Raw genomic sequence first — 26,158 nt, forward strand, 5'->3', positions numbered from 1 at the left:
GAGGGTTCGCAGTCATCGTGTGGTCAGCATGTGCCCCGAGCCAAGCAGCACACGCGCATCAAAAGAGCAGTTGGGGGAAGGATCGCAGCCAAGGGATACGACCAATTGACTATAGCTTTCACCGCTTGCGCAGTGGTGACACATCAGCCATTTGGCCCCCCGCGTTTGGGCTACGCAAATGCGGGGGATCAACCCGCCACGGACATCCCAGTCCGCTTGCGCCTCTGCAACTCATATGCAATTCATGCCGCCTGACACCCATCGACCATCGCTCAACGCACCGCATGTCACGCCACCAACAGGATGGCGTGTGGGCGTCGACCTCGCCAACGTGGCGACCGTGCGCGAGGCTTTGGCACAGTTCGATCGGCGCTACGTCGATCGCATCTACACCGCGCAGGAGCAGCGCGATGCGGCTGCGCGGCCGCCCCCCCACGACGCTGACGCACTGGCCGCCCGCTGGGCCGCCAAGGAAGCGGCCCTCAAGGCCCTCGATCTGTGTGACAGCGGTGTGAACCTACGCGACATCGAGGTGCATCGCGCGCCCGACGGCGCGCCCACCTTGCTGTTGCACGGCCGCGCCGCGGAGACCGCCAGGATGCGGGGGTGGCAGCCCGCGTCGCTCAGCCTCAGTCATGATGCGGGTTTCGCCATTGCCGTGGTGCTGGCCCGCCCATGGCCGACATCCGAACCGACCGACTCATTCCATGCCACAAGCAAGTGATTTCCATGGCGCCATCCGCGAGGTGCTGCAGGCCCACGGCAAGCTGGCCGTCGATGCGTCGACGCTGCCGCCCGAAGCCAGCCTGTACGACGCTGGCATGAGCTCGCATGCCAGTGTCAATGTGATGCTCGCGCTGGAGGCGCGGTTCGACGCCGAATTTCCGGACGAGATGCTGACGCGCCAGACCTTTCAGTCCATCGCCCAGATCGCGCAGGCGCTGGCCCAACTCGTCGGCCGCTGAACTACTCCCAGACTTCTTCCGAGCGCGTCGCGCAGTCGGGGTCGCCTGCGTGTACATGGCATCGGATGCGCTTGAGCACCTTCAGCCCCCGCTGGTCGTACAAGCCCTGGCGCGCCAGATCAATGCGCGCATCGCGCAGCAACTGTGTGTAGCGCACCGCCTCGGCCGCGTCGATGTCGACCCAGGTCTGCGGCGGTACCGACGCGTCGGCGCGATGGATGAGCTGGCGCGCACGGTCGAACTGCGTCACCCAGTAGGCGCGCGATTGGTGGCCAAAATCGGGGGGAAATCGACTGCGGTTGAGCACCAGCTGGTAGGACACGATCATCAGCGGAAAGCGCACGATGCCACCCTTGGTGCCAAGCCCACGCTCGAGCTCCAGCGGCTTGTAGGCCATCGTGGGCGCCGCCATCATGTCCACCGCACCGCGGTTGAACAAGTGGTGGAAGGTGCCAATGTCGGCTGCCACCGGCCGGCCGCCGATGCGCTGGATCATCGCGGCCTGCGCAGGGTCGTAATCGAATGCCGCAATCCGTTTGCTGGCCAGCGACTCGACTGTGTTGAGCCGACGGTCATTGACGAACGGGTAAGCCGCTCCCACCGGAATGATGCCGGCCACCTCGTGCTGGCCGCTCACCATCAGGCGCGTGACAGCGGGCGAGGGCGCCGCGTAGGTCTGCACCAGTTTGCGGAACACCTCGTAGGTGGCCGGCACATCGACCTTGCCATTGCGCACCACCGTGGTGGCTCCCAGCGAATCGATCGAAGCCGCCGCAGCGTTGAACGCCCGCGTGCGGAAAGCCGTGGCCATCACCGCATCGCATCGCCCCTGCTGATAGGCCGTCACGGCAGCCGCTTCGTCGTTGAAGGCCCGCAACTGCAGCTCGACGCCGTGGCGCTGCATGGCCAGCGCGTAGTCGCGCACCATGCCGAAGAGGTCACCCGAGGCCCCCAGAAAATCGAACGCACAGAACACCGGCGTGGGTGATGGACTGGCCTGGCTGGCCAAGGGCACCAGGCCCATCGCAGCAACCAGCAAATGGCGGAACCCGCGCATGGCGGCCCTCCCGTGATCAGAGCCGGGTCAGCCGCTCCAGCGCCTGCTCCAGCGTGGTGGCCGACTTGGCGAAGCAGAATCGGATGACACGGTGGTCATCCCCGTTGGGGTACAACGCAGACACCGGGATCGCCGCCACACCGTGCTCACGAATGAGCCGCTCGACAAAGGCCCGGTCGCCTTCGTCGCTGATGGCTGCGTACTTCACGCACTGAAAATAGGTGCCCTGACACGGCAGCAACTCGAACCGTGAACTGGCCAGGGCCTGCCGGAAAATGTCGCGCTTGCCCTGATACAGCGCGCGCAGCTGCTCGTACCAGCCGGGACGGGCCATGAATGTCGCCAGCGCCACCTGAGAGGGCGTGTGCACCGTGAACACATTGAACTGGTGCACCTTGCGGAACTCGGCCATCAGCTCGCGCGGTGCGAGCGCGTAGCCGATCTTCCAGCCGGTGATGTGATAGGTCTTGCCAAAGCTGGAGACCACCACGGCGCGCTCGGCCAGCGCCGGATGGCGCATGACGCTTTCATGGCGCCCGCCATCGAACACCATGTGCTCGTAGACCTCGTCGCTGAGCACGATGATGTCCGTGTCGCGCACCAGCTCGGCCAGGGCGGTCATGTCATCCGGCGTCCACACTGCCCCGCTGGGGTTGTGAGGGGTGTTGATGATGACCATGCGCGTGCGCGGTGTGATCAGCGCGCGCACCGCCTCCCAGTCTGGCCGGTAGGCCGGCGGCGCCAGATCGGCATACACCATGCGCCCGCCCTGCAGCGCGACTGACGGCGCGTAGCTGTCGTAGACCGGCGTGAAGGCAATGACCTCGTCGCCCGGCCGCACCAGCGCAGCAATGGCCGTAAACAGCGCCTGGGTGGCACCGGCTGTCACGGTGATCTCGTCGGCCGCGTCATAGCTCGCGCCATACAGCGCCTGCACCTTGGCGGCGATCGCTTCGCGCAACACGGGCACCCCGCCCATGGGCGCGTACTGATTGTGGCCGCCACGCGCCGCTTGCGCGAGCAGGTCGATCAGTTCGCCCGGCGCATCGAAATCCGGGAAGCCCTGCGACAGGTTGATCGCCCCATGCTGCTGCGCCAGCGCCGACATCACCGTGAAGATGGTGGTGCCGACCTCAGGCAGGCGGGATGGCAAAGGGCGGGGGTACGAAGGCATGGGTCGCAAGCATAGCGGCTGGGCTGGCGCCATTTCTGTCAGCAAACGCAACAGGCCGCACGGGCGCGCCGTTTGCTGGTGCGCGGGACCTTCTTGCCAGAAAAGGAGCCGCCATGTCGAGCCACCACGACCGCATCCGCCAGCACACCGCGCAAGACGTGCTTCGGCGCCTGGATGCCGACACCGAGAGCCATCTGCGCGCGTTGGCCGACGCGCCGCCGGAACAGTCCGCACGCAGGCTGGGCGAGCTGGCCCACGAGTGGGACACCGACCGCGTGCTGGAAACCGAGGCCGCCACCATGGGCCTGGTCGGCTTGGCCCTTGGGTTGGCGCTGGATCGCCGTCTGCTGGCCGTTCCAGCCCTGGTCGCTGCGGCCATGCTGACGCACGCGCTCACGGGCCGCTACCCGTTGATGCCGCTGTTTCGCCGGCTGGGTGTGCGTACGGCGTCTGAAGTTGCCCGCGAGCGCCACGCCGTCAAGGCGCTTCGGGGCGATTTTGACCAGATGGGACAGGCCTCGGCGGACGCCGAGCGCGCTGGCACCGCCGAGATGCCCAACCCCCTGCGCCACGCAGACCTGCACTGATGGAGGCCCGCCATGCTGAACAGCCGACACCTTCCCCCGACCATCACCCGCGTCGCCCGGCACACCTCGATCGACGTCAATGCCCAGATCCGTGCGCGAACCGATGCCGCGGTGGCCCAGATGGAGCGCGCCTCGCCGGCAGAACTTACCCAGCGCATCGCCCTGCTCGACCGGGAGTGGGACATCGAACGCGTGCTGCAAGCGAACGCCGCCACGCTCGCGCTGACCGGCGTGCTGCTGGGCCGGCGCGTCCACCCGCGCTTTCTGCTGTTGTCAGCCGGCGTCTTCGGCTTCCTGCTGCAGCACGCATTGCAGGGCTGGTGCCCCCCGTTGCCGGTGCTGCGGCGGCTGGGCGTGCGCACGGCCGCCGAGATTGAGCGCGAGCGGTACGCACTCAAGGCCCTGCGCGGCGACTTCGATGAGCTGCCGACGCCCGATCAGGCCGATGGTGGCACACGCGTGCGGGCGGCGCTTCGGGCAGTGGACGCCTGAGCGCTGGGCGGTACACGTCAAGTCACGTCCTGACCCCGCAGCCGGCCCCGATTCGCCTTGACGCCAGCCCGGGCCTGCTTGCCGCTCAAGCGGCGCTGCTGCGAGGCCAGCGTGGGCCGCGTCGGTCGGCGCAAGGGGTGCTCGTGCGCGGCCTCGGCAATGAGCTCATGCAAACGCGCTACCGCTTCGACCTTGTTCTGGTCGCGGCTGCGCGATGACTGCGCCTTGATCACCACCACACCGTCTTTGGTGATGCGCTGGTCGTGGCTGGCCAGCAAGCGAGCCTTGATGCGCTCGGGCAGGGAGGAGCCTGCAATGTCGAAGCGCAGGTGCACCGCGCTGGAGACCTTGTTGACATGCTGCCCGCCCGGCCCCTGCGCGCGCACGGCCGTAAACGAGATCTCGCGTGGGTGGACAGTCCAGGACATGCCGGTCATTTCACCAGATTTCGTGCGGTATGACGGGCGTGGCATGCTTTCGGAATGAACGCCCACTTCAACACGCGCCCCCTTGCCCATCGCACCGGGCTGGCCGTGGTGCTGGCCGCCGCGCTGGCTGGCTGTGCCACCTCGCCCCAGCCACCCGAACCCGCGTCGCCCAAGACCACGGCACCTCACGCGCAACCCCATGCTCAAGCGTCCGCCGAGCCTGCGGCCCCGCCAGCTGCCGTCGTGCCACACGCGGCGGCACCATCCGACGAGGCCGCCCGCTTCGCCGCCTGGCTGGCAGCCTTCCGCGCCGAGGCCCGCGCGGCCGGCATCCGCGAAGCCACGCTGCAAGCCGCGCTGGACCCGGCCCAGCTGCGCCCGCGCACCATCGAGCTCGACCGCAACCAGGCCGAGTTCACGCGCGCCATCTGGGATTACCTCGACACTGCCGTCTCGCCCACGCGGGTGGCCAACGGCCAGGCGCGGCTGGCCCAGGTGCAGCGCGAGGCCGATGCCGCGAGCGCACGCTATGGGGTGCCGGTGGCCGTGCTGATGGCCGTGTGGGGCATGGAGAGCAACTACGGCAGCAACTACGGCGATGTGCCCGTGGTGGATGCCCTGGCCACGCTGGCCTTCGAAGGCCGGCGCGAAGCCTGGGCACGCCAGGAGTTGCTGACCGCCCTGCGCATCATCGACCAGGGCCACATCGACCGAGCCCACATGATCGGCTCGTGGGCGGGCGCCATGGGCCAGACGCAGTTCATGCCGTCGTCTTTCATGGCCCACGCCGTGGACGCCGATGGCGACGGTCGCCGCGACATCTGGCGCAGCATGGCCGACGTGCTGGCCTCCACCGCCAACTACTTGCACAAGGCCGGCTGGCGGTCGGGCGAGCCCTGTGCGCACGAAGTCGTGCTGCCGCCCGGCTTCGACCCGGAGCGGGCTGACCCGGCCGTCCGGCAAGCCACATCGCAATGGGCGCAAGAAGGCGTCCGCAGCGTCACTGGCGACAGGCTTCCCGACATGGCCGACGCCGCCATCCTGCAGCCTGCCGGCGTGCATGGACCCGCATTCCTCGCAGGCGCCAACTTTCGCGCCGTGCTGCGCTACAACAACGCCACCAGCTACGCTTTGGGCGTGTGCCATCTGGCGCACCGCATCGCAGGCGGTGGGCCCATCTCGGCCCCATGGCCCCGCGACCAGCGGCCGCTGAGCCGCAGCGAGGTGCAGGCCCTGCAGACCGCGCTGGCGCGGCGCGGCCTCAACCCGGGTGCCGCCGATGGCGTGATGGGCCCGGCCACACGCTCGGCCGTGCGCGCATTTCAGCGCAGCGTGGGCCTGCCGGCGGACGGCTTCGCCACCGCGACCTTGCTGGAGCGGGCCATGACGCCGTGAGGCATGGAGATGGCGGCACCCGCGGAAGCGGGGCTCACACCTCGACGTTCTGCAAACGCTTGAGCGACTTGGCAATCGGCTTGTTGCTGCCGGTCAGCGAACACACGAACAGGGGGAGGGGCCAGGGCTGCTCAGCGAGTCGCTGCAGGATGGCGCTCTGCTGGCCCCGCCGCTGCGCCCACCAGGTGAGCGTCACACCCAGGACATACGTTTGCGCCGTGGGGTCGGCCGGGATCACGCGACGCGCCAGATAAAGCCGGCGAACGCCCTTGCGGTCCAGCTTCTGAAGCAGCGCACGCAACTGCGCTGCCGTCTCGCTGTCGAGCTGCGGCGCCTCCAGCGGATGCGTCGGGTCCAGCCTGTTGAGCTGGGCAGCACGCTCCTCCTCAAAGGCATGGCGTGCCTGCCAACGCTGCGCGTAAGTCTGCGCGCGCGCCTCGTCCCCGTGTGCCGACAGGTAGGCGTGCGCCCGCTCACAGCAGGGCTTCGTCGACTCGGCATCCAGGGCCATGACGCGCTCCAGCAGCGCCAACCCGACCTCGTCTCCGCGGTCCAGACGCAAGCAAGCCTCCAGGTACAAGGCGGCCGGCCGGTCCGGGTGCGCCGCATTGAGGTCGACCACGGATGTCAGGCTGTCGACATCGGGCTCGAGCTGCACCTGCAACCGCAGAAGCTCGTACTGGTCGTCCCACCCGAGTGGGTCGGTTTCCGCCATCTGTCGCAGCTGCGCAAGACGGGCGCGGTTCGCCTGGATCTCGCGATGGCGCTGTGCCCACGGCTCGGCGACGCGCTCCGCCCATTCACCCTGAAAGCGCGCGCGCATGGCCGGCAACAGGCTGCCTAGCCAGCGCACCGCTGCGGATTCGCCCACCCGAGCGGGCGGCATGGCCGCCATGTCGTCCCCCGACAAGGCCAGGGCCGCCAGGCGCGCTCGCAGCGTAGGATGGGTGTCCAGCGCCTGTGGCGGACGGTCCAGAGCCTCATCGAGCCACCGTCGGCCATCGGCTTCCGTCACGGTGTCCGCCGCTGCGGCCCAGCCCATGGCCAAGTCCTGCGGAGGGGCGGGCAGCTGCGCGATCCGGTCGAACGTCTGCCCGATGAACTGCTGATAGTGTGGGCCTGCCAGGTTCACGCGCTTGAGTGCATGCGACACGACAGCCGGCCCGACGAGCTCCGCCGATGCCCGGTCTGCCTGGTACTCCTGAGCGCGGGCCAGCACAAAAGTGTAGGCATTGAAGTAGGGTGCATACCATTGCACCAGGCGACGCAGCACCTTGCCGACCCACCCTTCCCACTGGTCGGCATAGGCGGCGATCGTGGCCCATGTAAGTCGCAGCCGATAAATGAACGCGCCAAAACGCCCGTGTGACCCCGCCAGATGGCCGTACTCGTGAGCCACCACGGCCAGCGCTTCCTCTGGGCTCATGCTCTCCAGCAAGGGCAGGCCCAGCAGCAGGTAGTTGCGCGGCAGCCCGAAAAGCCCCAGCAGCGGGCGCTGCACCACCGCTGCATTGACATCGTCCACCAGCAGCACATGGTGGAAGCGCGGCCCCCGCATGCGGCGCCGCATGTCGTCCATCGCTGCAAACAACTCCGGCGCCTGCTGCCGTGTCAGCTCTACGCCTTGCGGTGCAGGAAGCCTCACCAGCAGTGCGCGGAATGACGACTTGATCAGATACCAGAGCGGGACAGCCAGCAGCACCAGCGCCTTGCCGAACTTGGCCAGCAGCAACACCGCAGCGCCGCCCTTGACCATCACAAGCAGCAGCCCCACGACCAAGAAGATGCCCAGGCCAGCCAGGCCCATGACCAGCAACAGTACCCCGAATCCCAGCAGCGCCAGCATCGCCACCTTGAATTGGTAAGCCGCTTGAGACCGGGCACTCTCGCGCTCAAGGCGCGCGACCATCAGTTGGAACCGCTCTTCGTTCATCTTTTCCCTCCCGACTCTGTTTTGCACCCAGTTTAGCCGGCTTGGCACGTACCTTGCGTCAACGACTCCGACGGAGTAGAAGCGTTCAGCGTGGTGCATCTGACGGTTGCCGCCAGCCCACGCGGGGAATTGCTCCATGCGGTGGCTGCGCCCTGGCGTGGCCGGATCGTGTGTTGACATCAGCGAGCCCCTCATGAACCTTGCGTACCCTGGCCGCTCGGACGGCCACCTGTTCTCTCTGCCCCCCCTGCGCCTCGTCTCCCGCTCCGTCGTCGGCCGCTTGCGCCATGCCGTGGCGCGCATCGGCCTGGCGGGCACCCATGCCGTCGCATCGGCCGTCGTTGCCGGGCTGTGTACCGCGCCAGCCGCCGTCCATGCCCAGCCTCTAGAGAAGCTGACCTTTCTGACAAGCTGGTACGCTCAGGCCGAGCACGGCGGCTTCTACCAGGCGCTGGCCACAGGGCTGTACAAGCAGGCCGGGCTGGACGTGACCATCAAGATGGGCGGCCCCCAGGTCAACGGCATGCAGCTGCTGGCCGCGGGCGCGGCTGATCTGATCATCGGGTATGACTTCCAAGTGCTCTCAGGCATTGAGCGCGGCGTGCCGGCTGTCACCGTGGCCGCCAGCTTCCAGAAGGATCTGCAGGGCATGCTGACGCATGCCGATGTGAAGTCGCTGGCCGATGTGAAGAACAAGACCATCCTGGTGGCCAACAACAACCGCACCAGCTGGTGGCCCTGGCTCAAGGCCAAGTACGACCTGAGCGAGTCGCAGGCACGCCCGTACACCTTCAACCTGCAGCCCTTTTTCGCTGACACCAATGTGGTGCAGCAGGCCTACCCCTCGTCGGAGCCCTTCCAGGCCCAGCAGCGCGGTGTGCCCACGCGCTTCTTCCTGTTTGCCGATGACGGCTACCCGCCTTACGGCACCTCCATCGTCACCACCCAGGCATTGCTCAAGGCCAAGCCCGATGTGGTCAAGCGCTTTGTGGAGGCGTCGATGAAGGGCTGGGTCAGCTACCTCAAGGACCCGGCACCGGCCAACGCGCTGATCAAGAAAGACAACCCCAACATGACCGACGCGCAGATCGCCTTTGGCATCAGCCAGCTCAAGGCGCTGAAGGTGCTCGACAGCGGTGACGCGGCCACGCAGGGCGTGGGCACCATGACCGAGGCGCGCTGGAAGGCGACCCGCGATTACATGGTCAAGGAAGGGCTGCTCAAGGCGGACACCCCCTGGCAGCAGGCCTTCACACTGGACATCGTGCGCCAGATGCGGGTGATGCCCTGAGGCACGGGGGCCGGCCCCTACAATCCGGCCCCTTGTCCTGCCATCGGGGCGCGCGCGTGGCGTGCCCGCCTGCGCCATGTCCATCATCGTCAGCGAAGAACTCAAGGCCTACATCGACCCGCTCACGCCGGAAGAACACGACGCGCTGGAGCGCAGCCTGCTGGCTGAAGGCTGCCGCGACGCGCTGGTGCTGTGGGGCGACCTGCTGATCGACGGACACAACCGCTATGGCATCTGCCAGAAGCACGGCATCCCGTTCCAGACGGTGCAGCACCCCCACTTCAAGACGATGGACGACGTGCACCTGTGGATGATCGACCAGCATCTGGGGCGGCGCAGCGTGTCGGATTTCCAGCGCGGTGTGCTGGCGCTGCGCAAGCGCGAGATCCTGGCGCAGCGGCAGGCTCAGACGCAAACCCAGACGCACGGGCAGCCGACCGCGCCGCGTGCATCCGAAACCGCCAGCGACGGCCAGCCGCTGGCACCCACGCGGCCCGATGAGGTGGCATCTGTCGCGACCTCATCACCGCTCAAGAGCCGCGCCGACATTGCACGTGCCGCGCGGCTGAGCGCCAACCAGGTGGTGCTGATCGAGAAGATCCAGACCCAGGCGGTGCCGGAGCTGGTCGCGGCCGTCAAACAAGGCACCATCAGCATCAACGCGGCTGCGGCCGTGGCCACCCTGCCGGCCGACGAGCAGAAGGCCGCCGCCATCGCCGGCAAGGACGAACTCAAGCAGCTCGCCAAGCGGGTGCGCGAAGTCAAGCGCAAGCCGTCGCCGGCTCAGGATACCGACGGGGCGACGGGCGAGACAGCAGCGCCGGAAGCCTCGGCGGCCGATGACCTGCTCACCCTGCGTGCGCAAGTGGCGGCGCTACGCGCGGAGAATGCAGCCTTGCGGGCCGAGCTGGCCGCGTTGAAGGCGCAAGCGGGCGTCTGAAGACGTCCGAGCAGAGCGGCCACAAGCGGCCGCACCATGAGGCGACGGCCGTTCAGCGCGCCAGCTCGGCGCGCATGGCCTCGATCACGGCCTGATAGCTGGGCTGACCGAAGATGGCCGAGCCAGCCACGAAGGTGTCGGCCCCGGCGTCGGCCACGCGGCGGATGTTGTCGACCTTGATGCCGCCGTCGATTTCCAGGCGGATGTCCCGTCCTGTCTCTCGGTGATGTGCGTCGATGAGCTTGCGCACCTTCTCGCACTTGCGCAGCGTGCTGTCGATGAAGCTCTGGCCACCGAAGCCGGGGTTCACGCTCATCAGCAGCACCACATCGACCTTGTCGATCACCCACTCGAGCACGTCCACCGGTGTCGCCGGGTTGAACACCAGCCCGGCCTGGATGCCTTCGGCCTTGATGAGCTGCAGCGTGCGGTCGACGTGAGTGGAGGCGTCGGGGTGGAAGGTGACGATGTCCGCACCCGACTTGGCAAAGGCGGTGGCCAGCGCGTCGACCGGTTGCACCATCAGGTGCACGTCAATGGGCACCGGCGTGCCGTCGGCCTTGACGCTGTGCTTGCGCAGCGCCTGGCACACCATGGGGCCGAAGGTCAGGTTGGGCACGTAATGGTTGTCCATCACGTCGAAGTGGATCCAGTCGGCGCCCGCGTCGATCACGTTGCGCACCTCTTCGCCCAGACGGGCGAAGTCGGCAGAGAGGATGCTGGGGGCGATGCGATAGGTGCGAGACATGGACGAGCCTGCGAAATGCCAAGTGGGGCCGCCTGGGCGGCAAACCCCGCATTTTAGGAAAGTCCGGCCGACCGCGCCACGCGCGTCAGTACCCTTGCGTGCTGTGCGACACGATCCACGGCAGGTAACGGGACTTGCGCTGCCGCGCGATGCAGCGGCGCGCCGTGGCCGGATCGGGGTTGTTCTTGTTCACCGCGTAGGCCACCCACTCGGCGTGGCTGTCGGTCAGCTCCAGCGTGGAGTAGCCCTGACGGTCGCTGTCGAAGAACTGCACATGGGGGTTGTTGACCCGCACGGCCGGCGCCGCCAGCCCTTGCATGAGGATCTGGCGCTGTGTCGGGTCGAGCTTGGCCGCCAGCATCTCGCCCAGGTTGGACGAGGTCACCGACGGCGTCATGAACTCGGCGCCCACGTAGTTGCCCAGATCCAGCGGGTTGAGGTTGGCGTAGTCGTGCTTGATGTGGCTGGACATGTAGGTGTGCAGGTCGCCCGTGACGACGACGAAGTCCTTGACCTTCGCCTCGCGCAAGGCCGCCGTCAGTGCACGCCGCTCGGCCGTGAAGCCGTCCCAGGCGTCGATGTTGAGCGGCGCAATCTGCGCGCCCAGAAAGGTGACAGCCAGACGCCCGAAAAAGGTCTGGTTGCCCAGGAGCTTCCAGCTGGCGCGCGACTGTGTCAGGCCCTCGATCAGCCAGTCGCGCTGGCGCGCACCCAGCATGGTCTGCATCGGACCGTTGTAGCGCGTGCAGCCCAGGGGCACGTAGCGCTGGAAGACATCGCCCTCGCCGCAGGCGTGCGCGCTGCGGTAAGTGCGGTTGTCGATCATGAACAGATCCAGAAAGCCGCCGAACTGGAAGCGCCGATAGACCGACAGCGCGTCGTGCGGGTGTGTCGCCTGGGCATTGAAGCGCACGCGCGCGGGCACATACTCGGACCAGGCTCGCTGCGAATCCAGCTTGAGCTGGCGCAGCAGCGCGGGGCTGTTGCCGTACTGCGGGTCGGTGGTGTAGGGGTGATCGGGTGCACCCAGCGTGTCACGGGCCGCGTCCCAATAGCTGTCGTTGGCGGTCTCGTGGTCATCGGGCACGCAGATGAAGGTGTGCCGCTCCATCGCCGCTTGCAGGTTCGGGTCGCTGCGGTAGCGGCGGTAGATGAAGCGGTAGTCGGCCACGTCGAACGCCACCGTGCCGCCCGAGGGCAGCACCATGGTGCGATCGGCAAAGGGCAGGCTCTGGAAGCGCGGATCGCCAGCGGTTTCGTAGATGAAGTCGCCCAGGTGCAGCACGTAGTCAATGCTGTCGTCCTGCGCCAGGTGGCGCAGTGCGGCGTAGTAGCCGTTGGTGTAGTCCTGACACGTCAGCAGGCCGAACTTCAGGCGGCGCAGCGCGTTGCTGGCTTGGGGCAGCGTGCGGCAACGACCGGTGCGGCTGACGGTGCCGTCGTAGATGAAGCGGTAGTGATAAGGCCCGCCCGACAGCGTCTCGGGCAGGTGACCGTCGAGGTCGATCTTGATGGTGTGGTCGCGCTCGGGTGTGATCTCGTGCGGCTCGATGCGGGCTTGCAGCAGCAAGGTCTGAAAGCCGGCATCGAGGGCCACCTGCACAAACAGCGGCTCGCCGGGCCGCACGGCATCGGGGCTCAGGTGCGTCCACAGGATCACCCCCGTGGCGCTGGGGTCGCCCGAGGCCACGGACAGGTCGAACACGCGGGCCGAGTCGGTGCGCAGGCCGCGGGTGTCCAGGGGCTGGCGCCCCAGGTTGAGCCATTCAACGGCCTGGGCATGCCAGGTGACGAACAGGCCGCTGGCAGCGGTGCCAGCAGCGGTAAGAAATCGACGGCGGTCCATGGGGTGTCTCCTCGGTGATCGGGGCTTCAGCCGTGCCACAGCGGGTTGCAGCGGGGTTGCGGCCGCCCGCGATGGTGGCGACCTTGCATGACATCCCCATGAAGCGCTGGGGTATGCACGTCGTCGTTTCAGACCATTTGCCTAGAATGCACTGGATGAGCCAAGCCAGATTCAGCTGCTCGGTGCAGCCCAGTTACCTCGAAGAACAGAGCAACCCGGCCGCGAACGAGTACGCGTTTGCCTACACGGTCACCATCGTCAATGCCGGCGAGGTGCCGGCCCAGCTCGTCGGCCGGCACTGGGTGATCACCGACAGCGCCGGCCAGGTGCAGGAAGTGCGTGGCCTGGGCGTTGTGGGTAAACAGCCCTTCCTGAAGCCCGGCGAGCGCTTCGAGTACACCAGCTGGACCCGTCTGGCCACGCCCCACGGCGTCATGGAAGGCACCTATTTCTGCATGACCGAAGATGCGCGCGCCTTCGAGACCCCGATCGCGCCCTTCGTGCTGGGCCGCCCCCAGTCGCTGCACTGAGCATGGGGTACCTGACCCGCTGGCTGGCGCCGCTGACGCGCCGCCCCTGGTGGCCGCGCCCGGGCAACGGTCTGGCCCTGGAGCCGTTTCTCGACGAAGCCGAGCGCTGCGACTGCCAGGTCGAACGCCACATCTGGCTGATCCGTCTGATCGACTGGATCCGCCGGGGCGAACCCACCAGCGGCACGCAGCTGGTGCTGCGGCTGCTGGAGCAGCATCCCGAGCGCAGGGCACGCGTCGTGCGGCTGCTGGCCGAATTCTGGCGCGAGGTCGATGTGGCGGCCCTGCTGGCCGACTATGGCTTCCCTCCGCGCACCGCCTTTCTGAACGAGTTGGGCGAACGGCTGCGGCGGCGCATGCTGCCGATGACACCCGAAACCATGGACCTGGGTGCGCTGTTCCACCAATTGTTCGGCGACCCTGACGACGCGCAATGGCTCAGCGCACTGGATGACGACACCCTGGCCAGGCTGACTGCGCTGTGGCAGGAGGTGATGGACGCGGTGGCGCAGCATGAGCGCGTCGATCAGCCGCTGGGCTGGCGCGAGCCGTTCTTCGATGCCATGTTCTACCTGGCCACGCAGATCCGCGGCACCGGCTTCTCCCCTGCCTTCCGCTCGCGCATGGGCATGCGACTGGATGCCGACTTCGAGGCGGAGCTGCTGGCTGCCGAGCGCCGATCGCACGACGAAAGCGTGCGCCAGGCCTTTCGGCAGCTCGGCCAGGTGACCGAGCGCGTGCACGACATCGCGCTGGCCCATGTGCAGGCAGGTGGCCGCGCCGGCCACTGGCCCACAGCCCTGCTGCATGAAGCCCAGTACCTGCGCCTGCTGCTGGACCGCTGTGCCCAAGGCGCACGTGGCCTGCATGGCCACCTGGAAGAGCACGGCATCTCGGTGGACCTCGTGTTCCAGATCGACCAGCTGTGCGAGCGCTGTCGGCGGCTGGAGATGCTGCTGGACGTGGCCCTGGCGCCTCAACCCGGGGGCGCCCTGCGCCATCTGCTGATCGTGCTGGTCGAGGTGGGCGAACGCCGCCGAAGCGTACGGGCGTTGTTCCGCCAGCACACCTCGCAGCTGGCCCGCAAGGTGGCCGAACGCAGTGCAGAAACCGGCGAGCAGTACATCACCCGCACGCGGGCCGAGTACACGACCATGCTCAAGCGGGCCTGCGGCGGCGGCGCGGTGATGGCGGTCACCACCTACCTGAAGTTCGGCATCGCCGCACTGGCCTTGTCGCCCTTCTGGCTGGGCATGGCGGCAGGCCTGAACTATGCGACCAGCTTCGTGCTGATCCAGCTGCTGCACTTCACAGTGGCAACCAAGCAGCCTGCCATGACGGCACCGGCCATGGCCGCGCGGCTGTCCAACCTGCATGAGGACGAGGCAGTGGAGAGGTTTGTCGATGAAGTGGCCAACCTCATCCGATCTCAGGTCGCCGGCATCGTGGGCAACATGGTGGCCGTGGCGCCCCTCGTGTTCGGGGCGCAGTGGCTGAGCTGGTGGCTGACGGACGCCCCCGCCATCAGCGCGGAAACGGCCCGCTACGTGCTGAACAACCTGACGCTGCTGGGCCCCACGCTGTTCTTTGCCGCCTTCACCGGCGTGCTGCTGTTTGCCTCCAGCATGATTGCCGGCTGGACGGAGAACGCCTTCGTGCTGCACAAGCTCGACAGCGCGCTGCGCTGGAATCCCCACATCCGCGCCTGGGTGGGCGTGGCGCGGGCCACGCGCTGGGCACAGTGGTGGCGCAAGAACATTTCCGGCTTGGCTGCCAACATCTCGCTGGGGTTCATGCTGGGGGTGGTGCCCGTGGTGGCCAGCTTCCTGGCGCTGCCGCTGGATGTGCGCCACGTGACGCTGTCGACCGGCCAGGTGGCGGCCGCGCTGGGCGCACTCGGTTGGGACGTGCTCCACCAACCGGGCTTCTGGTGGTGTGTCGTGGCCTTGCCGCTGACGGGGCTGCTCAACGTGGCTGTGAGCTTCACGCTGGCGCTGCGCGTGGCCATGCGTTCGCGCGGTGTCAAGGTCAAGGATCGGGCCCGGTTGCGCGCCGCCATCTGGCGCCGGGCACGGCGTCAGCCCTTCAGCTTCGTGTGGCCGCCGCGCTCGGCGCCTTCGTCCGTCGAGGCGGTGCCGCCGTCGGGGCCGTCTTCATCGGCCTGAGGCTCGTCGACCACCGGCTCGCCGTTGCGGCGACCCGAGAACATCGTCCACCAGACCAGGAACAGCAGAACGGCCAACGCGGCCATGGCTTCCAGCACAATCAACCACATGACGTCTGTCGATCTTTCCAGCAACGGGTTGGCCGGCCTGCGCCGGTTTGCGGGCCTCGCGGCCATGTTGGCGATTGTAGGAATGCTGCACGGCTGCGGCAGCATGATGCCCCCACCACCACCACCTGAATTGCCCCGCACCGCACCAGCCCCCGTGCCAGCGCCTGCACCGAGCGCGAGCAGCACCACCGTGCAGCGACCCAAGTCGCAGTGGGTGGCTGTGGACTGGCAGGATCTGCCCGGCTGGGACATTGATGCCGCCGGCGACTGGTGGCCCGCGCTGCACCGTGGCTGCGTCCGACCCGCCGCGGCCTGGCAAGGCCTGTGCGCAGAGGTGCGCCGGCTCGGGTCAGATTGGGGTGCCAAGGTGGGCGACGGTTTCGTCCGGCAATGGCTGCAGAGCCAGTTGCGGCCGTGGCGCGTGGTGGGGCTGGAAGGTCAGCCCACGGGCTTGCTGACAGGCTACTTTGAGCCCTTGCTGGACGGCCGCCGCCAGCCCGGCGGTCGACACATCCATCCGCTTTACCGGGCACCGGCAGATTTGCAGACCCGTCGCCCCCACTACACCCGCGCGGAAGTCGAAACCCTGCCCGAAGCGCGGGCGGCGGTTCTGGGGCGTGAGATCGTCTACCTCGCTGACCCGCTGGACGTGCTGCTCATCCAGGTACAGGGATCGGGCCGGATCCGGCTGCTCGACGAACCGGATGCACGGGGCCAGCCGCGCGTGGTGCGCATGGCCTTTGGCGGGCACAACGACCAGCCCTATGTGTCGGTCGCGCGGTGGCTGGTGGACCAGGGGGCGTTCACGCTGGAGCAGGCGTCCTGGCAGGCGATCCGGGCGTGGGCGGACCAGAACCCAGGCCGCGTGGCCGAGATGATGCGCGCCAACCCCCGCATGGTGTACTTCCGTGAAGAAGCCCTGACGGACCCCGAGGCCGGCCCCAGCGGGGCACAAGGTGTCCCGCTGACCCCCACGCGCTCGATTGCCGTGGACCGCGACAGCATCCCGCTGGGGACACCTGTGTGGCTGGACAGCACGCTGCCCCAGCCCTGGACTGCGGTCGCGCAGGCACCCAGGCCACTGCGTCGGCTGGTCATGGCACAGGACACGGGCGGCGCCATCCTGGGCGCGGTGCGGGCCGATTTCTTCTGGGGTTGGGGCGACGACGCACTGGCTTCGGCAGGTCGCACCAAGCAGCCGCTGGCCATGTGGGCCCTGTGGCCAGCCGGCAGCATGCCGCCCGGCCAGCTGCGTTGACTGTCCGACGGCCGCGCTGTCATGTTCTGTTCATGCAGGCCTGCGCGTGGGTCTGGATAATGGGCCATGTTCCGTCGTCGTCTGCACCTGGCCCTGGGTAGTCTGGCTGTGGCCGCCTTGCTGCAAGGTGGTGTGAGCTGGTGGGCCATTCGCGAGGCAGGCCAACAGGTCGTACGCGGGCGCGTGGCCGCAGACATCCAGAACGGCTTTCTGGCCCTGTCGGCGGCGAAGGCACGCCTGCGCGTCTGGGCCGCAGAAGCCACGCTCGACGGCTCGGCCGATCCGCAACGCCGTGTGCAGCTGCTGCAAGAGATGCACCGCATCCTTCAGGACCTGCAAACCCTCACCGAGACGGCGCAGAACATGCTGCCCGATGATGCCGAATCGGCCGCAGAGCAACGCGCCCGCCGCGAGACGCTGCAGGTGCTCGCGCTGCATCTGGTCAGACTCAAACAGGTGGTGGATGATCCGGTCGAGCCAGGCAGCGCGATGGATCGGCGCGCGACCTGGCACCGACTCAACCAGGCCTTCGACACGGTCGAAGGCCGCGACCTGCGGGCCGTTCTGGCACAGGGGGTCCAGCGTGAACGCGAGGCGGTCGAGCGCAAGCGAGCCGCTGCCGACCGCTCACTGATGCTGGTTCAGACCTTCGCCACCGGTGCCACGCTCGCGCTCGCGCTGGCCGCCATGCTGGCCAGCGTGGCCTTCAGCCGAGGGCTGCGACGGCCGCTCGATGCGCTCAAGGCAGGCGCCACCGCGCTGGAGAGCGGCGACCTCCGCCATCGTGTGGCCTACCAGCACAACGACGAGTTCGGCGAGTTTGCGCGCACCATGAACCGCTTGGCCGAAGAGCTGGAGCGCCACCGCGCGCGCGAGTTGCATGCGCGGCACGAGCTTGAAGAGCAGGTTCAGGAGCGCACGTCCGCGCTGCAGGACGCCTTGCAGGCCGTCCAGCGCTCGGACGCACGCCGCCGCCAGTTGCTGGCCGACGTGAGCCACGAGCTGCGCACCCCCGCCACCGCGATTCGCGGTGAAGCCGAGATCGCGCTACGGGGCGCGACCAAATCCGCCGACGACTACCGCGAAGCACTGCGCCAGATTGCCGACGCAGCCACCCACTTGGGCAAGGTGATCGATGACCTCCTGACGCTGGCCAGAGTGGAAACCGACAACCTGCCGCTGCGCAGCACGCCTGTGGATGCGTGCCGGCCGCTGGACGAGGCCTGCGACCAAGCGCGGGCCGCAGCCGAGCGCCGCGGCATCCGGCTGAGACGCAGCGGCGCCGTCACATCGGCGCCCGTCCTGGGCGATGCATCCAGATTGCGCCAGGTGTTTTCCATCCTGCTGGACAACGCCGTGCAGTACAGCCAGTCGGGCACCACCGTCGACGTGATGCTGCACGCGGTGGCCCTGCCAGATGGGCACCAGGGCTGGGAGGTGCGCATACAGGATCAAGGCATCGGCATCTCGCCACAGGAGTTGCCGCACGTGATGAGTCGACACTTCCGGGGTGAAGACGCAGCAAGGATGGCCGCCGGCGGGCTGGGCCTGGGATTGAGTCTGGCGCAAGGCATCGTACGCGCGCACGGCGGGTGGCTGGATCTGGACAGCACGCCGGGCAGCGGCACCGAGGCGCGCGTCATCCTGCCCGGCTTGCAGGAGGGGCGAGCGACATGATCCACGTACTGGTCATTGAAGATGACCGTCGCGTGTCCGACTTCCTGTCGCGGGGCCTGCGCGCGGAAGGGCACCAGGTCGAGGTCTGCCATGACGCTGCGACGGGTCTGCAACGCGCCTGCGCGTGGGCCAGCGACATGGCGGACCAAGCCAGCGTCGTGCTGTTGGACCGCATGCTGCCCGGAACGGATGGCGCGGCCCTGTGCAGCGCGCTGCGTGAGCGCGGCGTCACCCTGCCGATTCTGATGCTGACCGCCCTGGGCAGCACGGACGACAAGGTGCATGGTCTGCGCGCAGGTGCCGACGACTACCTCGTCAAACCATTTGCATTCGACGAGCTGCTGGCCCGCATCGAGGCGCTCGCACGCCGCAGCCGGACCACGCTCCAGGCACCGGACCCGGTGCTGCAGATCGCCGATCTGGTGCTGCATCGCGACACCATGCGTGTCACCCGCGCAGGCCAGCCGCTCAACCTCACGGCCCGGGAGCTGGCTTTGCTGGAGCTGCTCATGTCATCGCCTGGCAAGCTGCTGAGCCGTGAGCGCATTCTGTCGCGTGTGTGGGGCGCCCACGCGGACCCGCTGACCAATGTCGTCGATGTCTACATCCGGCGCCTGCGGGTCAAGGTGGATGAGGGGCGGGAGCCACCACTCATCCACACCGTGCGCGGGCTGGGCTACCGGCTGGAGCCACCCGCCTGAGGCCCGCGCCACACCCGCCTCACTTGGGCGCGTAAGGCAGCGAAGAATGGTGCAGGACGATGCGCAGCTTGCCCGCGTCATCCTTCTTGAACTGCCAGGTCTTGTCGACCGTGGTCTGCTGGCCTTGCCGATCCGTCAGCGTCACCTTGCCCATCGTGGTGGCCACATCCCCATGGATGTGGATGCCTGCATTCTGGATGTCGACCTTGCGCCAGCCTTTGAGCGCAAAGCCCGTGTCCTGCGGGAAGCGGGCGTCGTCGCCGACGAAGTAAGCCAGCGCGCCCTCGCGCGTGAGCCGGAAAGTCTGAGGCGCCTGGGTCAGCGTCGGCTTGAACAGCACGGGCCCCATCTGGTACGCGTAGGCCGCGTCGATGATGGCCGCCGCCGTGGCCTTGGCCTTTTTGAGACCACCTTGCTCGTGGTCCTGGCTGATGCGCACCAGCGCTTCGCCCCAGGCCTGCTGCGCCGCGATCACCTCGGCCTCGGTGACGGTGGTGTTGACCACCGGGGCCGTGGCCATGACGCCGCCCGAGGCGACGGCAAACAGAGCAGCAAATCCGAGGCGGCGTGCGATGTGGGTGTTCATGGATACCTCCTGTGAATGAACACCCTCATTGCAGCAAATCGGGCTGAAGCTGCCCTGACGTCCGCATGAGCACAGCCTGACGCCCGCATGAACGTCAGATGACAGCCGCGCGGGTCAGCACGCCATGAGGTCAGTACGTCTTGTACGGCAGGAACTTGCCCGACATCACGATGCTGACGCGGTCGCCGGCCGGGTTGGGCTCGCGCTGCAGGTCCATCTTGAAGTCGATGGCGCTCATGATGCCGTCACCGAACTCTTCGTGGATCAGGGCTTTGAAGGTTGTGCCATAGACGCTGACCAGCTCATAGAAGCGGTAGATCAGCGGATCGGTGGGCACGCTGGTGGGCAGCGAGCCCTTGTAAGGCACTTCCTGCAGCCACAGGCGGGCCGCGGCGGGCAGATCGAAGATGTCGCCCACGATGGCAGCCTGCTCGGGCGTCAGCGTCATCTGTCCCAGGCAGGCGGCCGTCACCCACTCCTTGCTCAGGCCCACCTTGGTGGCCACGTCGGCCCACTTGATGCCCTTCTTGACCTTGGCTTCGATGATCAGGTCGGTCACGTCTTCGCGGTTCATGTCGTTCTCCTTCAAAAAACTCACTTGAATTGCCGATCCGCTTCCTGGATCGGAACGTCGTTGATGGACGCCTCGCGCCGGGCCATCAGGCCACGTTCATCGAAGGTCCAGTTCTCGTTGCCGTAGGCCCGCCACCACTGGCCGGCGTCGTCGTGGTACTCGTACTCGAAGCACACCGAGATGCGGTTGCCGTGGAAGGCGAACAGGCGCTTCTTCAGACGGTAGCTGTGCTCCCGGGCCCACTTGCGGGTCAGGAAGGCCTTGATGGCCTCACGCCCCTGGAAGAACTCGCTGCGGTTGCGCCACCACGCGTCTTCAGTGTAGGCGGCCGCGCAGCGTTCGGGGTCCTTGCTGTTCCACGCGTCTTCGGCCATCTGCACCTTCAGGCGCGCCGTCTCTTCGGTGAAAGGCGGCAGCGGGGGGCGCGAGATGGGTGCGGCAGCCACGTCAGGTGCGGCCGGGCGGTCGGTGAGCTGGGTGTCGGACATGGTTGCGCTCGGGGCTCTGAGGATGTCGGGCGAAAGCAGAGGCGGGACAGGCCGGTGGCGTCACGCGGCGGCCGCATCGGGGAGGGTGCCGTCGTGTACCGCAACAGGCGGGCTGGCCACCAGGCCGGGCCGAACTTCGGGCGGATGCGTGGGGCCACGGCCGTGGCTCAGCTCTTTCGAGCGCGCCACGAGGAAATCCACCAGGTGGTTGCGCAGCGGGTAGAACTGCGGGTCGTGGTGCAGGCCGGCGCGCGTGCGGTCGCGCGGCAGCGTGTTGACCACGATCTCGCCCACGCGGGCTTGCGGGCCGTTGCTCATCAGCAGGATCTTGTCGGCGAGCAGAATGGCTTCGTCCACATCGTGGGTGATCATGAACACGGTCTGCTGCGTCTCGGCACAGATGCGCAGAAGCTCGTCCTGGATGGTGCCGCGCGTGAGGGCGTCCAGCGCGCCGAAGGGCTCGTCGAGCAGCAGCATCTTGGGCTCGATCGCAAACGCCCGGGCGATGCCCACGCGTTGCTTCATGCCGCCCGACAGCTGCGAGGGCTTCTTGTCGATGGCCGGGCTCAGGCCCACCAGCTTCACATACTGCTCGACATGCGCGCGGATCTCGGCCTTGCTGCGGTCGGGCCACTTCGAGCGCACGGCGAACGCGATGTTCTCGCCCACGGTGAGCCAGGGCATCAGCGCATGGCCCTGGAACACGACGCCCCGCTCCAGCCCCGGTGCGTTGACCTCGCGGCCGTCCATGAACACATGGCCTTCGGACGACTGCTCGAGACCGGCCAGGGTGTTAAGGATGGTGGTCTTGCCGCAGCCCGAGTGGCCGATGATGCAGACAAACTCGCCGCGCTGGATCTCGAAGTTGACGCCGTCGAAGACCGGCTCGCTGGCGCCCGGATACGTCTTGCCCAGGCCCTGCACCTGCAGGTAGGCACGCGGGGTGGAGGAATCAATCAACATAGGTCACCGCCTTTTGCAGCCGGCCGAAGAGCAGATCGAGCGCCATGCCCACCACACCGATGACGAGGATGGCGAAGATCACGTTGGGCAACGAGAGGTTGTTCCACTCGTTCCACACGAAGTAGCCCACGCCAGTGCCGCCCACCAGCATCTCGGCTGCGACGATCACCAGCCAGGCAATGCCCATGCTGATGCGCATGCCCGTGAGGATGGTGGGTGCCGCGGCGGGCAGGATCACCTCGAAGGCGGTGCGCCAGCGCGAGACCTCGAGCGTGCGCGACACATTGAGCCAGTCACGGCGCACACCGGCCACACCAAATGCCGTGTTGATCAGCATGGGCCACACCGAGCAGATGAAGATCACGAAGATGCCCGAGGTGGTCGAGTCCTTGATCGTGTAGAGCGCCAACGGCATCCACGCCAGCGGCGAGATGGGCTTGAGCACCTGGATGAACGGGTCGAGCGCGCGGTAGACCAGCGGCGACATGCCGATGGCAAAGCCCAGCGGAATGGCCACCAGCATGGCGATCAGGTAGCCCAGCCCCACGCGGCCCAGCGAGTGCAGCAGCTGGATGCCGATGCCCTTGTCGTTGGGGCCGTTGTCGTAGAACGGGTCACTCAGGTGCGTCCAGATGGTGCTGCCCATCTGGGCCAGCGTCGGAAAACCCGAGGTGTTCCCGCTGTTGCCGCCAGGGTCTTTGCCCATGAGCTTCATGTACTCCAGCTGCTCGGGGCTGATCTGCACGGCGACCGAGGCCTTGGGCAACGTGGCCAGATGCCAGACGCTCAGAATGGCCAGCAAGATGAGCAGCGACAGCACAGCGGCCTTGGCCTGCTCGGTTCGCCACCAGGAAACGGGTTTGCGCATGGTGGGCCTCACGTGCGCCGGATGGCGAAGCTGTTGACGTAGGCATCGGGCTTGGCCGGATCAAACGGCTTGCCCATGACCTTGAAGCCGGGGTAGGCGCCTTCGGGTGCGGTTTCGCCCAGGGCCTTCATGTGCTTCTTGGCGTCGGTCAGCAGGAAGACCTGCTCGGCGATCTGCTTGTAGTTCACATCGCCCTTCACATAACCCCAGCGCTTCATCTGCGTGAGCATCCACACCGCCATCGACTGCCAGGGGATGGGGTTGAAGTCGGCGCGGTCGGGCACGTTGCGCACATTGCCCAGGCCATCTGCGAAGCGGCCGGTGAGCACCTGTGCCACCACGGCCTCGGGCTGGTTGAGGTACTGCGCCGGCGAGATCACCTTGGCGATCAGCTCGCGGTTCTTGGGCTGGCGGGCCATGGCCGAGGCGGTGAGCACCGCGCGGTACAGCGCCGCAAAGGTGTTGGGGTGCTGCTGGATGAACTCGGCGCTGGTGCCAAAGGCGCAGCAGGGGTGGCCGTCCCACAGCTCTTTGGTCAGGATGTGGATGAAGCCGATTTCTTCAAACACCGCACGCTGGTTGAACGGGTCGGGGCCCAGGTAGCCATCGATGTTGCCGGCGCGCAGGTTGGCCACCATCTCGGGCGGCGGCACCACGCGGATCTGGATGTCGCGGTCCGGGTCCAGCCCAGCCTCTGCCACGTAGTAGCGCAGCAGGAAGTTGTGCATCGAGTACTCGAAGGGCACGGCGAACTTGAAGCCCTTCCACTGCTTCGGGTCGCGCTTGTCCTTGTGCTTGACGTGCAGCGTGATGGCCTGGCCATTGGTGTTCTGAATGGTCGCCACGTTCATCGGCTTGGCGTTCGAGCCCAGACCCATGCTGATGGCCAGGGGCATGGGCGACAGGAAGTGCGTGGCGTCGTACTCCTTGTTGATCATCTTGTCGCGGATCAGCGCCCAGCCCGCCGTCTTGATGACGCTGACATCCAGCCCCTGCTTGCGGTAAAAGCCCAGCGGGTGCGCCATGATCAGCGGCGTGGCGCAGGTGATGGGGATGAAGCCGATCTTGAGCTCTTTCTTCTCCAGCGGGCCGGCCTCTTGTGCCATGGCTTGCAGGCTGGCCGTGGGCAGCACGCTCGAGATGGCCGCCATGGCGGTGCCCTTGCCCACCGCACGCAGGAAGCGGCGGCGCACCGCATCCTGCGGGAAGATCGCCTTCATCAGGCTGGCTTCGATGAACTCGCGCGAGTAGGTCTGGAAGTCTTCCGTCTCGCTGCGACGTTGCAGCTCCTGCACCGCCTGATCGCGTGCCATGACGGCATCGTGCTCGTCGGGCCGGTGGTCACGGCCGCAGGCGCACTGCAGGCGCAGCGGGCGATCAGCGTCGAAGGGATCGAAGTAGCGGGACATCTCGGACTCCTTTGGCGCACCAGGTGGTGCCGAACAGCGATGGGTTCACTGTAGGAATCCGCGCCCGCCGGCGCCATCACGAATCGGGTGATTCGTTTGTAGGGCTGGCCCTACACAGTCAGCACCTGCTGCTTGACCGCATACAGCGCCAGCTCCACATCGTTGCGCACGCCGGTCTTCTCCAGGATGCGGGCGCGGTAGGTCGAGACCGTGTTGGGCGACAGGTTGAGGGCCTGCGCGATCTGCCCGACGCTCTGGCCTTCGGCCAGCAGCCGGAACACCTGGTGCTCGCGCTGAGAGAGCATCTCGTGCGGGGGGCGCGCGACAACCTCGCTGATCGAGTTGGCCAGCAGCTCGGCCACGCCAGGCGTCAGGTAGGTGCCGCCGCTGGCCACCTTGCGGATGGCGGCGATCATGTCGTCCGGGTCGGCGCCCTTGTTCAGATAGGCCTGTGCGCCGGCGCGCAGGCAGCGCACCGCGAACTGGCGATCGGGGTAGGTGCTCAGCATGACGACGCCCAGGCGCGGGTACTCGTGCTTGATCTGCTTGAGCACATCCAGGCCGTCACGGCCGGGCAGCGCGATGTCGAGCAAGACCACGTCCAGCCCCGGCCCGTCCGTCAGATCCATCCACGCGCGGATCAGGCGCAAGGCTTCAACCCCGTCGGCAGCCTCATCGACCACCTGCACGTCATCCAGATCAGACAGCACCTGACGCAGACCCTGACGCACGATGCGGTGGTCGTCCACCAGCAAGACCTTGATCATGGGTTGCGCTCCTTGTAGCTCAGCGGCAGGCTGAGGATGACCTGCGTGCCCTGGCCGGGCTGGCTGTCGATCTGCACCCAGCCCCCGAAATGGCCGGCGCGCTCGCGCATGCCCATCACGCCGAACGCGTCATGGGATTCGAAAGCGCTGGGCGGCGCGCCCTTGCCGTTGTCCTTGACCAGAAGGGTCAGCTCGCTGGGCGTGGCGCGGATGCGGATGCGCACCGCGCTGGCCTGGGCATGGCGGGCCACGTTGCTGAGCATTTCCTGAAAGATGCGAAACGCCGCCGTGGCCATGGGCCCGTCCGGCGCCGGCAGGCCGGCCGGCACATCGATGCTGACCTCGCAGGGCAGCTCGCTGCTGTCCTTGAAATCCTGCACCTGCCACTCCAGCGTGGCCCACAGGCCCTGGTGGTCGAGGATGGACGGCCGCAGGTCCGTGATGATGCGTCCCACGTTGTGGACCGCCGCGTCAATGAGGCCGCGCATGTCGTGGCACTTGCATTGCAGCGCGGGCTGGTCGCTGAGGCGCCGCTCCAGCCAGCTGAGGTCCATCTTCAGGCCCACCAGCAGGCTGCCGAGCTCGTCGTGGATCTCACGCGCGATGCGGGTGCGCTCGCCTTCACGCACGCGCTCGAGGTGGGCCTGCAGCTCGCGCTGTTGGTTGAGCGCCTGGGTCAGCGCCTGGGTGCGTTCGGTGACGCGGCGCTCCAGCGTCTCGTTGGCCTGGCGCAGCAGCTGCTCCTGCCGCTTGCGCTCGCTGATGTCCACAAAGGTGACCACCGCCCCCAGCACCTGCCCTCCGTCGAGGATGGGGTAGGAGGTGTACTCGACCGGGAAGGCCGTGCCGTCCTTGCGCCACAACACGTCGCTGTCGATGCGGCAGGCCACCCCGGCCCGGAAGGCGTGAAAGATGGGACAGTGCTCGACCGGGTAACACGCACCATCCGGATGGGTGTGGTGGGTGAGGTCGTGCATGTTGCGGCCCAGCACCTCGTGCGGCTCGTAGCCCAGCATGCGCGCGGCCGCCGGGTTGATGAAGCTGCACAGGCCGTCGGTGTCGACCCCGTAGATGCCTTCGCCCGTGCTGTCGAGCAGCAGGCCCAGGCGGTCGCGCCAGACCGCGGCCGCGCGCTCATCGCTGGGCGGCAGGGGCACCGGGTCCACGAAGGCGGCGCGTGCACTGGCAGGCAGGTGGTCCATGCAG

27 protein-coding genes are annotated in these 26,158 nt (G+C 67.4%); 12 read left to right on the top strand and 15 right to left on the bottom strand.

The window, feature by feature from the left end; translation table 11 throughout:
- Positions 1 to 244: 244 nt before the first annotated feature.
- Together GTZ97_RS13570 and GTZ97_RS13575 are read left to right on the top strand one after the other, a co-directional pair.
- Positions 245 to 724, top strand: coding sequence for a holo-ACP synthase (locus GTZ97_RS13570; protein ID WP_161651179.1), 480 nt, complete (start codon positions 245 to 247; stop codon positions 722 to 724).
- On the top strand, positions 708 to 965 hold the full coding sequence (locus tag GTZ97_RS13575; RefSeq protein ID WP_161651180.1) for an acyl carrier protein: 258 nt from the start codon (positions 708 to 710) through the stop codon (positions 963 to 965). The genes GTZ97_RS13570 and GTZ97_RS13575 overlap by 17 nt, the downstream gene beginning before the upstream one ends.
- A 1-nt stretch (position 966) precedes the next feature.
- Here GTZ97_RS13575 and GTZ97_RS13580 read toward each other — a convergent pair whose 3' ends face one another.
- The gene (locus tag GTZ97_RS13580) at positions 967 to 2,022 is read right to left on the bottom strand and encodes a putative solute-binding protein (protein WP_161651181.1); all 1,056 of its coding nucleotides are present in this window, start codon (positions 2,020 to 2,022) and stop codon (positions 967 to 969) included.
- Between the two features lie 16 nt (positions 2,023 to 2,038).
- Positions 2,039 to 3,196: a pyridoxal phosphate-dependent aminotransferase gene (locus tag GTZ97_RS13585; RefSeq protein ID WP_161651182.1), complete on the bottom strand. Its 1,158-nt coding sequence runs from the start codon at positions 3,194 to 3,196 to the stop codon at positions 2,039 to 2,041.
- Between the two features lie 113 nt (positions 3,197 to 3,309).
- Between GTZ97_RS13585 and GTZ97_RS13590 the strand changes: the two genes are divergently transcribed.
- On the top strand, positions 3,310 to 3,783 hold the full coding sequence (locus GTZ97_RS13590) for a hypothetical protein (protein ID WP_201748292.1): 474 nt from the start codon (positions 3,310 to 3,312) through the stop codon (positions 3,781 to 3,783).
- A 12-nt stretch (positions 3,784 to 3,795) separates the two neighbouring features.
- Positions 3,796 to 4,275, top strand: a complete 480-nt coding sequence (locus tag GTZ97_RS13595; protein ID WP_161651183.1) for a DUF2892 domain-containing protein — start codon at positions 3,796 to 3,798, stop codon at positions 4,273 to 4,275.
- 17 nt (positions 4,276 to 4,292) lie between these two features.
- Here the strand turns inward: GTZ97_RS13595 and arfB are convergent, their stop codons facing one another.
- Complete coding sequence (gene arfB / locus GTZ97_RS13600; protein WP_407926743.1) at positions 4,293 to 4,712, bottom strand: alternative ribosome rescue aminoacyl-tRNA hydrolase ArfB; 420 nt, start codon at positions 4,710 to 4,712, stop codon at positions 4,293 to 4,295.
- A gap of 45 nt (positions 4,713 to 4,757) precedes the next feature.
- Here arfB and GTZ97_RS13605 point away from each other — a divergent pair, with 45 nt between their 5' ends.
- The gene (locus tag GTZ97_RS13605; RefSeq protein ID WP_161651185.1) at positions 4,758 to 6,098 is read left to right on the top strand and encodes a lytic murein transglycosylase; all 1,341 of its coding nucleotides are present in this window, start codon (positions 4,758 to 4,760) and stop codon (positions 6,096 to 6,098) included.
- Between the two features lie 34 nt (positions 6,099 to 6,132).
- Here GTZ97_RS13605 and GTZ97_RS13610 read toward each other — a convergent pair whose 3' ends face one another.
- Complete coding sequence (locus GTZ97_RS13610) at positions 6,133 to 8,031, bottom strand: M48 family metallopeptidase (protein WP_161651186.1); 1,899 nt, start codon at positions 8,029 to 8,031, stop codon at positions 6,133 to 6,135.
- A 193-nt stretch (positions 8,032 to 8,224) separates the two neighbouring features.
- Between GTZ97_RS13610 and GTZ97_RS13615 the strand changes: the two genes are divergently transcribed.
- On the top strand, positions 8,225 to 9,322 hold the full coding sequence (locus GTZ97_RS13615) for an ABC transporter substrate-binding protein (RefSeq protein ID WP_161651187.1): 1,098 nt from the start codon (positions 8,225 to 8,227) through the stop codon (positions 9,320 to 9,322).
- A 76-nt stretch (positions 9,323 to 9,398) separates the two neighbouring features.
- Positions 9,399 to 10,262: a ParB N-terminal domain-containing protein gene (locus GTZ97_RS13620; protein WP_161651188.1), complete on the top strand. Its 864-nt coding sequence runs from the start codon at positions 9,399 to 9,401 to the stop codon at positions 10,260 to 10,262.
- Between the two features lie 52 nt (positions 10,263 to 10,314).
- Here the strand turns inward: GTZ97_RS13620 and rpe are convergent, their stop codons facing one another.
- Entirely contained in the window at positions 10,315 to 11,010 is a 696-nt protein-coding gene (gene rpe / locus GTZ97_RS13625; protein ID WP_161651189.1) for a ribulose-phosphate 3-epimerase, read from the bottom strand.
- Between the two features lie 85 nt (positions 11,011 to 11,095).
- Positions 11,096 to 12,856: an alkaline phosphatase D family protein gene (locus GTZ97_RS13630; protein ID WP_161651190.1), complete on the bottom strand. Its 1,761-nt coding sequence runs from the start codon at positions 12,854 to 12,856 to the stop codon at positions 11,096 to 11,098.
- A gap of 155 nt (positions 12,857 to 13,011) precedes the next feature.
- Between GTZ97_RS13630 and apaG the strand changes: the two genes are divergently transcribed.
- Together apaG and tlpB are read left to right on the top strand one after the other, a co-directional pair.
- Positions 13,012 to 13,386, top strand: a complete 375-nt coding sequence (gene apaG, locus GTZ97_RS13635; RefSeq protein WP_161651191.1) for a Co2+/Mg2+ efflux facilitator ApaG/CorD — start codon at positions 13,012 to 13,014, stop codon at positions 13,384 to 13,386.
- Between the two features lie 2 nt (positions 13,387 to 13,388).
- A complete protein-coding gene (tlpB, locus tag GTZ97_RS13640; RefSeq protein ID WP_161651192.1) occupies positions 13,389 to 15,551 on the top strand; it encodes a transporter-like protein TlpB in 2,163 nt (720 codons plus the stop codon).
- Here the strand turns inward: tlpB and GTZ97_RS13645 are convergent.
- On the bottom strand, positions 15,464 to 15,661 hold the full coding sequence (locus GTZ97_RS13645; protein ID WP_161651193.1) for a hypothetical protein: 198 nt from the start codon (positions 15,659 to 15,661) through the stop codon (positions 15,464 to 15,466). The genes tlpB and GTZ97_RS13645 overlap by 88 nt on opposite strands.
- Positions 15,662 to 15,851: 190 nt before the next feature.
- Here GTZ97_RS13645 and mltA point away from each other — a divergent pair, with 190 nt between their 5' ends.
- The 3 genes from mltA to GTZ97_RS13660 all read left to right on the top strand — a co-directional run bounded on the left by mltA (position 15,852) and on the right by GTZ97_RS13660 (position 19,297).
- The gene (gene mltA / locus GTZ97_RS13650; protein WP_330863615.1) at positions 15,852 to 16,919 is read left to right on the top strand and encodes a murein transglycosylase A; all 1,068 of its coding nucleotides are present in this window, start codon (positions 15,852 to 15,854) and stop codon (positions 16,917 to 16,919) included.
- A 66-nt stretch (positions 16,920 to 16,985) separates the two neighbouring features.
- Complete coding sequence (locus GTZ97_RS13655) at positions 16,986 to 18,596, top strand: sensor histidine kinase (protein ID WP_161651195.1); 1,611 nt, start codon at positions 16,986 to 16,988, stop codon at positions 18,594 to 18,596.
- The gene (locus tag GTZ97_RS13660; RefSeq protein WP_161651234.1) at positions 18,596 to 19,297 is read left to right on the top strand and encodes a response regulator transcription factor; all 702 of its coding nucleotides are present in this window, start codon (positions 18,596 to 18,598) and stop codon (positions 19,295 to 19,297) included. Before GTZ97_RS13655 ends, GTZ97_RS13660 begins: the two co-directional genes overlap by 1 nt.
- A gap of 19 nt (positions 19,298 to 19,316) precedes the next feature.
- Here the strand turns inward: GTZ97_RS13660 and GTZ97_RS13665 are convergent, their stop codons facing one another.
- From GTZ97_RS13665 to GTZ97_RS13700, 8 genes are all read right to left on the bottom strand, one after another.
- Entirely contained in the window at positions 19,317 to 19,883 is a 567-nt protein-coding gene (locus GTZ97_RS13665; RefSeq protein WP_201748294.1) for a metal-independent carbonic anhydrase family protein, read from the bottom strand.
- A 130-nt stretch (positions 19,884 to 20,013) separates the two neighbouring features.
- Positions 20,014 to 20,457, bottom strand: coding sequence for a cyanase (gene cynS, locus GTZ97_RS13670; RefSeq protein WP_161651196.1), 444 nt, complete (start codon positions 20,455 to 20,457; stop codon positions 20,014 to 20,016).
- A gap of 20 nt (positions 20,458 to 20,477) precedes the next feature.
- Positions 20,478 to 20,945, bottom strand: a complete 468-nt coding sequence (locus GTZ97_RS13675; protein WP_161651197.1) for a DUF1348 family protein — start codon at positions 20,943 to 20,945, stop codon at positions 20,478 to 20,480.
- Positions 20,946 to 21,005: 60 nt separating this feature from the next.
- Positions 21,006 to 21,908: an ABC transporter ATP-binding protein gene (locus GTZ97_RS13680; RefSeq protein WP_161651198.1), complete on the bottom strand. Its 903-nt coding sequence runs from the start codon at positions 21,906 to 21,908 to the stop codon at positions 21,006 to 21,008.
- Positions 21,898 to 22,776, bottom strand: a complete 879-nt coding sequence (ntrB, locus tag GTZ97_RS13685) for a nitrate ABC transporter permease (RefSeq protein WP_161651199.1) — start codon at positions 22,774 to 22,776, stop codon at positions 21,898 to 21,900. The genes GTZ97_RS13680 and ntrB overlap by 11 nt, the downstream gene beginning before the upstream one ends.
- A gap of 8 nt (positions 22,777 to 22,784) precedes the next feature.
- Positions 22,785 to 24,185 (bottom strand): CmpA/NrtA family ABC transporter substrate-binding protein, encoded by a 1,401-nt coding sequence (locus tag GTZ97_RS13690; protein WP_161651200.1) that lies wholly within the window; start codon positions 24,183 to 24,185, stop codon positions 22,785 to 22,787.
- A 110-nt stretch (positions 24,186 to 24,295) separates the two neighbouring features.
- Positions 24,296 to 24,952 (bottom strand): response regulator, encoded by a 657-nt coding sequence (locus tag GTZ97_RS13695; RefSeq protein ID WP_161651201.1) that lies wholly within the window; start codon positions 24,950 to 24,952, stop codon positions 24,296 to 24,298.
- Positions 24,949 to 26,154: a PAS domain-containing sensor histidine kinase gene (locus tag GTZ97_RS13700; protein ID WP_161651202.1), complete on the bottom strand. Its 1,206-nt coding sequence runs from the start codon at positions 26,152 to 26,154 to the stop codon at positions 24,949 to 24,951. Before GTZ97_RS13700 ends, GTZ97_RS13695 begins: the two co-directional genes overlap by 4 nt.
- Positions 26,155 to 26,158 lie beyond the last annotated feature (4 nt).

It is taken from the genome of Aquabacterium fontiphilum, from assembly GCF_009909205.1.
Lineage (GTDB): Bacteria > Pseudomonadota > Gammaproteobacteria > Burkholderiales > Burkholderiaceae_C > Aquabacterium > Aquabacterium fontiphilum.

Coding starts and splice junctions, on each gene's coding strand:
- GTZ97_RS13570 (WP_161651179.1), top strand. CDS start 245: ATGCCGCCTGACACCCATCGACCATCGCTCAACGCACCGCATGTCACG.
- GTZ97_RS13575 (WP_161651180.1), top strand. CDS start 708: ATGCCACAAGCAAGTGATTTCCATGGCGCCATCCGCGAGGTGCTGCAG.
- GTZ97_RS13580 (WP_161651181.1), bottom strand. CDS start 2,022: ATGCGCGGGTTCCGCCATTTGCTGGTTGCTGCGATGGGCCTGGTGCCC.
- GTZ97_RS13585 (WP_161651182.1), bottom strand. CDS start 3,196: ATGCCTTCGTACCCCCGCCCTTTGCCATCCCGCCTGCCTGAGGTCGGC.
- GTZ97_RS13590 (WP_201748292.1), top strand. CDS start 3,310: ATGTCGAGCCACCACGACCGCATCCGCCAGCACACCGCGCAAGACGTG.
- GTZ97_RS13595 (WP_161651183.1), top strand. CDS start 3,796: ATGCTGAACAGCCGACACCTTCCCCCGACCATCACCCGCGTCGCCCGG.
- arfB (WP_407926743.1), bottom strand. CDS start 4,712: ATGACCGGCATGTCCTGGACTGTCCACCCACGCGAGATCTCGTTTACG.
- GTZ97_RS13605 (WP_161651185.1), top strand. CDS start 4,758: ATGAACGCCCACTTCAACACGCGCCCCCTTGCCCATCGCACCGGGCTG.
- GTZ97_RS13610 (WP_161651186.1), bottom strand. CDS start 8,031: ATGAACGAAGAGCGGTTCCAACTGATGGTCGCGCGCCTTGAGCGCGAG.
- GTZ97_RS13615 (WP_161651187.1), top strand. CDS start 8,225: ATGAACCTTGCGTACCCTGGCCGCTCGGACGGCCACCTGTTCTCTCTG.
- GTZ97_RS13620 (WP_161651188.1), top strand. CDS start 9,399: ATGTCCATCATCGTCAGCGAAGAACTCAAGGCCTACATCGACCCGCTC.
- rpe (WP_161651189.1), bottom strand. CDS start 11,010: ATGTCTCGCACCTATCGCATCGCCCCCAGCATCCTCTCTGCCGACTTC.
- GTZ97_RS13630 (WP_161651190.1), bottom strand. CDS start 12,856: ATGGACCGCCGTCGATTTCTTACCGCTGCTGGCACCGCTGCCAGCGGC.
- apaG (WP_161651191.1), top strand. CDS start 13,012: ATGAGCCAAGCCAGATTCAGCTGCTCGGTGCAGCCCAGTTACCTCGAA.
- tlpB (WP_161651192.1), top strand. CDS start 13,389: ATGGGGTACCTGACCCGCTGGCTGGCGCCGCTGACGCGCCGCCCCTGG.
- GTZ97_RS13645 (WP_161651193.1), bottom strand. CDS start 15,661: ATGTGGTTGATTGTGCTGGAAGCCATGGCCGCGTTGGCCGTTCTGCTG.
- GTZ97_RS13655 (WP_161651195.1), top strand. CDS start 16,986: ATGTTCCGTCGTCGTCTGCACCTGGCCCTGGGTAGTCTGGCTGTGGCC.
- GTZ97_RS13665 (WP_201748294.1), bottom strand. CDS start 19,883: ATGAACACCCACATCGCACGCCGCCTCGGATTTGCTGCTCTGTTTGCC.
- cynS (WP_161651196.1), bottom strand. CDS start 20,457: ATGAACCGCGAAGACGTGACCGACCTGATCATCGAAGCCAAGGTCAAG.
- GTZ97_RS13675 (WP_161651197.1), bottom strand. CDS start 20,945: ATGTCCGACACCCAGCTCACCGACCGCCCGGCCGCACCTGACGTGGCT.
- GTZ97_RS13680 (WP_161651198.1), bottom strand. CDS start 21,908: ATGTTGATTGATTCCTCCACCCCGCGTGCCTACCTGCAGGTGCAGGGC.
- ntrB (WP_161651199.1), bottom strand. CDS start 22,776: ATGCGCAAACCCGTTTCCTGGTGGCGAACCGAGCAGGCCAAGGCCGCT.
- GTZ97_RS13690 (WP_161651200.1), bottom strand. CDS start 24,185: ATGTCCCGCTACTTCGATCCCTTCGACGCTGATCGCCCGCTGCGCCTG.
- GTZ97_RS13695 (WP_161651201.1), bottom strand. CDS start 24,952: ATGATCAAGGTCTTGCTGGTGGACGACCACCGCATCGTGCGTCAGGGT.
- GTZ97_RS13700 (WP_161651202.1), bottom strand. CDS start 26,154: ATGGACCACCTGCCTGCCAGTGCACGCGCCGCCTTCGTGGACCCGGTG.